Raw genomic sequence first — 6,429 nt, 5'->3', positions numbered from 1 at the left:
GCCATCGAGCGCGCCGTAGCCGAAGCGACGGCCGTCATCGACGCCTTTCCCGCGGTGCTGGCCGGCGAACTGCTGCGTGGCCAGCGGCAAAAACTGGGCTTGCTCGCTGCCACGCCAGCGGACGACGAGGCCGATGCCGCGCTGGCGGACGACTGGCTGAAGTTGCTGCACATGCAAGCGGTCGACTTCACGCTCGCCTGGCGCCATCTGGCCTCGGCAGCCGAAGGCCGCCCCGAGCCGCTGCGCGACCTCTTCGCCGACCGCGCGGCGCTGGACGTGTGGCTGTCCCGCTGGCGCGAGCGTTGCGCCCGTGATGGCGCGGTCGACGGCGCGGAGCGCGTCACGCGCATGCGCCGCGCCAGCCCTGCGGTCATTCCGCGCAACCACCTCGTCGAGGAAGCCCTGGCCGCCGCGACCGAGGGCGATCTGCAGCCCTTCAATGCGCTGCTGGATGCGCTGCTCGATCCCTGGCAAGAGGCCGCGCTGCTGACGCGCTATGCGGTGCCGGCGCCCACCGAGGTGACTGCGCGATTCCGCACTTTTTGCGGCACCTGAACCGCACCCGCCAGCGCAGCCGAGAGGGGCGTCCCGCTGCACCTGCGATGCCGACGAGACCAACGGTCAGTTCGACCGAATCCCCCATTTGGGGACGCCACAAGACCCGTCAAAAGCCAGCCAGAAACGACAAAGCCCGCACTTGGCGGGCTTTGCTAAGTCCTTCACAGGACTCATTATTTCTTGGTTGCGGGGGCAGGATTTGAACCTACGACCTTTGGGTTATGAGCCCAACGAGCTACCAGACTGCTCCACCCCGCGACTGAAGCTAGCAGTATATACGAGATTCGGCCGTTGAGGCAAATCTCGTGGCGGTGCTTCCAGCGAACCGCAGCGGCACGTCACCCGCGATCGATGAAATGACCCGCAATCAGAAGGGCAGCTGGGCGCCTCGGGCCTGCAGCCGGGTGCGCAGGTGCGAGCGGGCGCGCGACACGCGGCTGCGCACGGTGCCGATGGGCACGGACAGCAGTGCGGCGGCGTCTTCGTAGCTCATGTCGTCCATGGCGACGAGCAGCAATACCTCGCGCATCTCGGGCATGAGGCCGTCCAGTTCGATCTGCAGCAAGGCCATCAACTGGTTCAGATGGCATTGCTGCTCGGGGTTGGCGTGCAGGCAGGCCGTGGCCTCCAACGCTGACTCGTCCTCAAAGCGGTAGAGCCGCGACGGCGCACGAGACAGGTGGTTGCGCACCAGGTTCATCGCAATGCCGTAGAGCCAGGTCGACAACTGCGACTCGCCGCGGAAGTGCTCGTAGGTGCGCGCCGCCTCGACAAACGCCTGCTGGGCCAGTTCCTCGGCTTCGGTGCTGTCACCGATATGGCGCAGCACGAAGCGGTAGAGGCGGTCACGGTGTTCGCCGAACAGCTCCGAGAAGATGACGTTGGGGTCGGCTGCTGCGGGGCGGCGAATCGGTTGACACTGGGGCTGCATGACGGGCTCCGAGCGGATGAAGCGGCCGAAGTGGCCGCCCTGTCTGATCAGACGCCGTCGCGGCAAAGCTTGCGACAAGGCAGACCCGCCCCACCCCACATTTATGGGCATGGGTTAACCCCCGAGGCCGTGAACTACATCACGAAGTCAATGCGAAAGCTGGTTGAGCAGCGTTCGCAGCCGCGCGGCGAGCGCCTCGGCATCGGCGGGTGGCGGCAGGCTGAAGTCGGGGGCCAGGGCCTGGTCCAAAGCTCGCCGGCGCTCGATGGCGAGACTGGCCGGATCCAGGCCCAGGCCGTCGGCGACGCGACGAAAGCGCCAGCCCAGCATGACGGCCGAGAACTCGATCTGCAAAAGATAGGACTGGGCCATCAGCAGGCCCAGGGCTGACTCCGCGCAAGCCACGGCCCGTTTGACGGTGCGCGCCGGCAGCAGGCGGCGTGATCGCTGGCTGAGGCGCCATTCGCGCTCAGCGATGGCGCTGGCCGCGTCGCCGAAATGCTCGCGCAGCGCCGCGACGAAGAGGCGGCCGATGTCAGCGGAAACCGCGCCCGCCGGCGTGGCGCCACTGCAGACTTCGAGCCGGCCTTCCACCGGGCTGGCCCAAAGCAGTTGCCCGACGGCCGCGGCGCTCACGAATGCGCCCAACTGAGGGGCTTGAGGCGTCGCCAGCAGCTGGGCGACCTGGGCTTGGGTGGGGTTCAGAACACGGTCCGGAGGTCGGCGAAGGGCGTCGGCAGCAGAAGCGGCCGGCATGCCATAGGTAACCGCGAGCGCGGCCGGGTTCCGCAACATCGGCTACTTGACGGCTTCCACGCTGAACACCGCGGCGCCATAGTCAGCCGCGCAATTGGGGTGGCCGCAATCCGGCTGGCCCAGCAGCCAGCTCGATGCGCCTGGCGCCACGCCGCCGGCCGGGCCCTGGGCCGGCAATGTCAGGAAGCCGTAGCTCGGCTCCTTCTCGGTGGACCAGGGCGCGAAGCTGCGCGGCTCGGCGGCAACGAGGACGAAGAAGTGCTCCGGGCCCGGCGGGTCGCTGGCCTTGAGCGGCCAGCTGGCACCGGGCAGGCGCAGCGTCTCGCCAGCACCGATGTGGTTGTTCTTGGCCTTGTCGTTGGGGTAGAGCTGGACGAGGCTGCCGTCGGGGCCGGCAAGCAGCACATAGACATAGCCCTCGCGCGAGGCACTGACGCTGAAGCGCAGCTCGTCGCGGTCGATGCGCAGGCTGGCGCGCTCGGCCTGCGCCTGCACGTCGAAGCCGTCGCTGTGCCGCGCCACGAGGGACCGGAACTGGCTGGGCAGATCTCGCGCAACGGGTTCGGCCTGCGCAGGCGCGGGAGCCGGAGCGACTGCCGGGACCGACACCGGCGCCGCGGCAACCGGTTCGGCCGGCCCTGCAGGCCGCGTCGCGAACCAGGCCGCTGCACCGGCAGCCGCCAGGCCGGCCAAGCCCAGGCCAAGCCACAGTGGCCCGCGGCTCGCGGCCCGCTTGACGGCGGCTGGAGCCGGCGCCGCTGCAGCGGGCGCCTGGATCAGCGTCGCCATCTGGCCCGGCTTGGGCGCGTAGTGGCCGGCCAGGCCCAGGTCCTCACGGAACTCGGCCATGGACTGGGTGCGCTGGTCGGGCAACACCTGCAAGGCGCGGTCCACGGCCTTGACGAGGCGCTCGCTGTAGCGGCCCTTCGTGAGTTCACCCTGCCGGGCCAGCGGCACGTAGTCGTCCTTGACGATGCGGCCGACGCTGGGCGGCGGCGTGCGGCCGGTGATGGCGCAGTAGACGACGGCGGCCAGGGCGTAGACATCGGTCCACGGCCCCTGCTTCATGCTGGGCACCTCGGCATACTGCTCGATGGGCGCATAGCCGGGCTTGAGGATGACGGTCAGCGCCTGCGTCATGTCGCCGATGACGCGGCGCGCGGCACCGAAGTCCAGCAACAGGGGGCGGCCGCTGCCGGCCACCAGGATGATGTTGTCGGGTGCGATGTCGCGGTGGTAGCAATGCTCGCCGTGCAGCACCAGCAGGGCCTCGGTCAGCGAGGCCAGCATGTCCATCAGCCAGGCTTCGCCGGGCGGCTCGGGCATTTCCTTCAGCGTCTCCTTCAGCGTCTTGCCTTCGATGAAGGGCATGACCATGAAGGCGGTGCCGTTGGCCTCCCAGAACCGGTAGACCTTGACGAGGGACGGGTGGTCGAACTGCGCCAGCAGCTTCGCCTCATTGATGAAGCTCTTCAGGCCGRCCTCGAAGGTATCGCGGTGGCGTTCCGAGCGCACCCGCACCTGGGAGCTGTCGCCGCGCAGGGCCAGGGCGGCGGGCATGTATTCCTTGAGCGCCACCGTGCGCTCCAGCGCGTGGTCGCGGGCCAGGTAGACGATGCCGAAACCGCCCTCGCCGAGCACGCGGATGACCTCGAACTCGCCCTGGCGGCTGCCGACGGGCAAGGCGTTGCCGCCGTCCAGCCGGTCGAGGCTCGCAGGTGGCGCCCCGGGCGCAGCCGGGCCGCCTGCCATCACGGCGGGCACGGCTTCGTCAGGAACAGGCGCCGCGGCGACGAGGCCGGTGGCGGCACTGGGCCGGATGATGGTCGCGTCGTTGTCTTCCGGGTCGCTGGAGGAGTTCATCGTTCAGGCGGGACGTCCAACCTGCTGAGTGACGCCACACGCCATTCCGTTCCCCTTGCCGGCAGACGGAGCTGCCGCAGGGAACTAAGCGGCGGCCCCAGTTACTTACCGCCCGAACTCCTGCCTGCCCCGATCGGCAAGCTCACCCGGACCACCATGGACAGCAATCCCTTCGACCCGTCGCCCGACACCGCACCGTCGCTCAGCAGCGACCCCGCGCTGGCGCCGTGGCTGCAGCCCGTGTCCGAGGATGAGGTCTGCGGCCCCGACCTGGAATACGACAACGACTTCCTGGCACTGACCCAGGCGGCTGCGGGCAAACCCGAAACCCAGTTCGCGTCCGCCGAGCCGCCCGACTGGCGAACCGTGCGCAGCCTGGCCGACGACATCAACGCCCGCACCCGCGACCTGCGCGTGGCCAACCTGCTGCTGCGCGCCCGGCTGCGCCTGGAAGGCTTCGCGGTGCTGGCCCCGGGCCTGCGCCTGTTCGAAGAGCTGCTGACGCGCTGGTGGGACGAACTCCACCCCCGCCCCGAGGATGGCGACGCGTTTGCGCGGGTCAATGTCCTCAACGAGCTGGCCAGCCTGGACACCACGCTGGGCGACGTCCGCGCCAGCCTGGTGCTGAACGACCGCGGCATCGGCCAGATCAGCGTGCGCGACATCGAGATCGCCATGGGTGACCTGGCGGCGCGCGACGACGAATCGACACCCTCGCGCAGCCAGATCGAGAACATGCTGGCAGACGCTGTGGCCGGCTATCCGCTGCTCGCCACCCAGGCGCCCGCCGCCGTTTCGGCGCTGGATTCACTGGTGGCCTGCCTGTCCGTGCGCCTCAACTATGGCGACGTGCCCGACTTCTCAGCGCTGCGCGCGATGCTGGACGCCGTCATCGCCGTCTCGCCGCGCCCGGTCAGCATCGACGCTTCGGCGGACGACCTCGCCGGCATGCTCAACGACCTGGGCATCGCCCAGGGCCAGGACGGCGGTGGCGACTCGCCCGCACCTGCCCGCCGCGGCCGCAGCGGTGGTGGTGGTGGCGGCCTGGGCGCGATCGAGAGCCGCGCCGATGCCGTGCGTGCCATTGACCTGGTCTGCGCCTACCTCGAGAAGAACGAGCCCACCAACCCCGCGGCCGACCTGCTGCGCCGTGCGCAACGTCTCATYGACCGCAACTTCCTGCAGCTGGTACGAGAGTTTGCCCCCGAGGCCGTCGGCGAGGTGGCCCGTATGCTGGGCGTGGACCCTGAAAGCCTGCAGTAGTCGCAAGGAACGCMGCGATGTCGTCTTCATCAAAGCCCCTCCTGCAGTCCGTCGTGGCGCACCGCCTTTTGAATCCCTGAATCCCATCCGCAAGGAGCAATGACATGAGCAAGAGCAGCCAGAAATTCATCGCCCGCAACCGGGCCCCGCGGGTGCAGATCGAGTACGACGTCGAGCTCTRCGGCGCCGAGAAGAAGGTRCAGCTGCCCTTCGTGATGGGCGTGATGGCCGACCTGTCCGGCAAGCCCGAAGATCCGCTGCCGCCGGTGGCCGACCGCAAGTTCCTCGAGATCGATGTCGACAACTTCGACTCGCGCATGAAGTCCATGAAGCCGCGCGTCGCCTTCCAGGTCGAGAACACGCTGACCGGCGAGGGCAACCTGCCGGTGGACATCACCTTCGAGAGCATGGACGACTTCTCGCCCGCCGCCGTGGCGCGCAAGGTCGAAGGCCTGAACAAGCTGCTCGAGGCCCGCCAGCAACTGTCCAACCTGATCACCTACATGGACGGCAAGAGCGGCGCCGGCGACCTGATCGCCAAGGTGTTGGCCGACCCCACGCTGCTGAAGACACTGACCGACGCGCCCAAGGCTGAGTAAGCCGCAGCCCACAAGAACACCCTGAAACGACCGGAGTTTCAAACATGACCCAAGCGGAACAGTCAGCATCGGCCCTGGCGGGCGTGACCTTCGAAGGCAATGACTTCGCGGCACTGCTGAACAAGGAATTCAAGCCCAAGACCGAGGAGGCGCGCGGCGCCGTGGCGCAGGCCGTGCAGACGCTGGCCCAGCAGGCGCTGAGCAACACCACGCTGCTCAGCGACGACGCCGTCAAGACCATCGAGGCCATGATCGCGGCCATCGACAGCAAGCTCACCGAGCAGATCAACAAGATCATGCACCACGAGGACTTCCAGAAGCTGGAATCCGCCTGGCGCGGCCTGCACTACCTCGTCAACAACACCGAGACGGACGAGCAGCTCAAGATCCGCGTGATGAATGTCTCCAAGACGGACCTTGGCAAGACGCTCAAGCGCTTCAAGGGCACGGCCTGGGACC

General features: G+C 68.3%; 7 protein-coding genes and 1 tRNA gene. 4 read left to right on the top strand and 4 right to left on the bottom strand.

Annotated features, from left to right (window positions below; genetic code table 11):
- Positions 1-555, top strand: a 555-nt coding sequence (locus ACXJKR_RS21005) for a protein adenylyltransferase SelO family protein (protein WP_457324469.1), incomplete at its 5' end; no start/stop codon positions are given.
- A 184-nt stretch (positions 556-739) separates the two neighbouring features.
- Here the strand turns inward: ACXJKR_RS21005 and ACXJKR_RS21000 are convergent.
- The 4 genes from ACXJKR_RS21000 to ACXJKR_RS20985 all read right to left on the bottom strand — a co-directional run bounded on the left by ACXJKR_RS21000 (position 740) and on the right by ACXJKR_RS20985 (position 4,108).
- Positions 740-816 (bottom strand) — tRNA-Met (locus ACXJKR_RS21000).
- Between the two features lie 109 nt (positions 817-925).
- Entirely contained in the window at positions 926-1,489 is a 564-nt protein-coding gene (locus ACXJKR_RS20995; protein WP_457324468.1) for an RNA polymerase sigma factor, read from the bottom strand.
- Positions 1,490-1,636: 147 nt separating this feature from the next.
- The gene (locus ACXJKR_RS20990) at positions 1,637-2,137 is read right to left on the bottom strand and encodes a hypothetical protein (RefSeq protein ID WP_457324467.1); all 501 of its coding nucleotides are present in this window, start codon (positions 2,135-2,137) and stop codon (positions 1,637-1,639) included.
- Between the two features lie 150 nt (positions 2,138-2,287).
- Positions 2,288-4,108 carry a serine/threonine protein kinase gene (locus tag ACXJKR_RS20985; protein WP_457324466.1) on the bottom strand — a complete coding sequence of 607 codons (1,821 nt, stop codon included), beginning with the start codon at positions 4,106-4,108 and terminating at the stop codon, positions 2,288-2,290.
- Between the two features lie 156 nt (positions 4,109-4,264).
- Between ACXJKR_RS20985 and tssA the strand changes: the two genes are divergently transcribed.
- The 3 genes from tssA to ACXJKR_RS20970 all read left to right on the top strand — a co-directional run.
- Positions 4,265-5,371, top strand: coding sequence for a type VI secretion system protein TssA (gene tssA / locus ACXJKR_RS20980; protein WP_457324465.1), 1,107 nt, complete (start codon positions 4,265-4,267; stop codon positions 5,369-5,371).
- A 104-nt stretch (positions 5,372-5,475) separates the two neighbouring features.
- Positions 5,476-5,970, top strand: a complete 495-nt coding sequence (gene tssB, locus ACXJKR_RS20975; RefSeq protein ID WP_457324464.1) for a type VI secretion system contractile sheath small subunit — start codon at positions 5,476-5,478, stop codon at positions 5,968-5,970.
- A 44-nt stretch (positions 5,971-6,014) separates the two neighbouring features.
- Positions 6,015-6,429: type VI secretion system contractile sheath domain-containing protein (locus tag ACXJKR_RS20970; RefSeq protein WP_457324463.1), on the top strand; the 415-nt coding region annotated here is incomplete at its 3' end.

This window comes from Roseateles sp. P5_E11, from assembly GCF_054049355.1.
This window is presented reverse-complemented; position numbering and strand designations above follow the sequence as displayed.